The sequence below is a fragment of the Companilactobacillus halodurans genome (genome assembly GCF_009600985.1).
In the GTDB taxonomy this organism is placed as follows: domain Bacteria; phylum Bacillota; class Bacilli; order Lactobacillales; family Lactobacillaceae; genus Companilactobacillus; species Companilactobacillus halodurans.
Genome location: NZ_VDFP01000125.1, coordinates 1 through 1,468 on the forward strand (window position 1 = coordinate 1; position 1,468 = coordinate 1,468).

At 35.2% G+C, this 1,468-nt stretch carries 2 protein-coding genes; both read left to right on the forward strand.

The window, feature by feature from the left end; translation table 11 throughout:
• Positions 1 to 680 (forward strand): amino acid permease (locus tag FHL06_RS12950; RefSeq protein ID WP_153387002.1); only part of this gene is annotated, 680 nt, incomplete at its 5' end.
• 45 nt (positions 681 to 725) lie between these two features.
• A partial coding sequence (locus tag FHL06_RS12955; RefSeq protein WP_153387004.1) for a metallophosphoesterase family protein occupies positions 726 to 1,468 on the forward strand: 743 nt, incomplete at its 3' end.

Genomic DNA, 1,468 nt, shown 5'->3' on the forward strand with positions numbered 1-1,468 from the left:
CATTTGCATTGGGTGTCTTCTTCAATGCCCACCACTTGCCAAATGATTTGAAAATGAATGGTTCTTATTATGCTTTCCAATACATGGGTCAAGAGTTTGGAATGGGACAATTCTTCCTATACTTATTTGCTCTTACTCAAGCCTTGTATATGATGGCTCAATTAGCTGTCTTACTAGATGCTGGTACCAGAATGTTCTTATCTGATACAGCCAAAGAGTACTTACCAAAGGGTTTAACTAAAACTGATAAGCGTGGTTTACCAATCAATGGCTATTGGTTAACTACTGGTATCTGTACTTTAATCATGGTTTTGAGTGCTACTTTGCCAAACATGAATTCAATCTTTAATCAACTATTGAATTTAAATGGAATTGTTTCACCATATACAACCTGTTTCTTATTCAGTTCCTTTATTCTAGTCAGATTACATGACGATAAATTCAAGTCAGACTTTACCTATATTAAGAATAAGTACTTCGCTATCTTAGTAGGTATTTGGTGTTTCGCTATTACTTTCGGAGCTGCCACTTTAGGTATCTTCCCTACAGACGAAAAGCCAGGTACTGCTGCTTGGACTCACGTTTTGAGTTTGAATATCATCGAACCATTGATAATGATAGCTATCGGTATCATCTTGCCTTTAATTGCTAGATATCAAAGAACTAAAGAAACTAACTAATTTTAATTTGTTGTACACTAAGGAAAAAAGGTTGGAGTGATCATCATGAAACAAAAAATTGCAGTACTTTCAGACGTTCACGGTAATATCACCGCTTTAAAATCAGTCTTAAATGACGCTGAAAAAAACGGTGCTAAAGAAGTTTGGTCCATAGGAGATATTGCCATCGGTGGTTCATCTACTGAAGAATGTTTCCAATTATTAAGTGAAGTTAATACAACTCAATACTTGATGGGCAACTGGGAAACTGCCTTTTTATCGGTTATCTCAACTCAAAGTGTTTATTTAGATAATCCTAGCCAAGTATATTTTGCTAATTTAGTTCAATATGACTTGGAACATTTTACTTCCGGAAGAATTCAACAAATTAAAGATCTACCTTTGACTGGTCAAAAGACTATCGAAGGTATTAAATTTTCATTAACTCATAATTTACCTACAAGTAACCGTGGTCATGAGCTTTTTGCTTATAAAGAACAAGCTAATTTTGACGAGTTAGATATTGGCTCAGATATGGATGTTGCCATTTATGGTCACACTCATACTCCATTGTGGCGTTATACTACCGAAGGCCAAATGATTTTAAATCCAGGTTCAGTTGGTCAACCTTGGTATAGTCGTCCTAGTCTAATGAAAGACCGCGATGCCAGTTATATTTTATTAAGTTTGGAAGATGACAAAATCAGCGATGTTGATTTCCGCCGTGTCACTTATGACATTCAAACCGAATTAAACAATGCTAACCAATTAGGATTTCCATATCCGTCACTTTATAAAGAACTATTAAC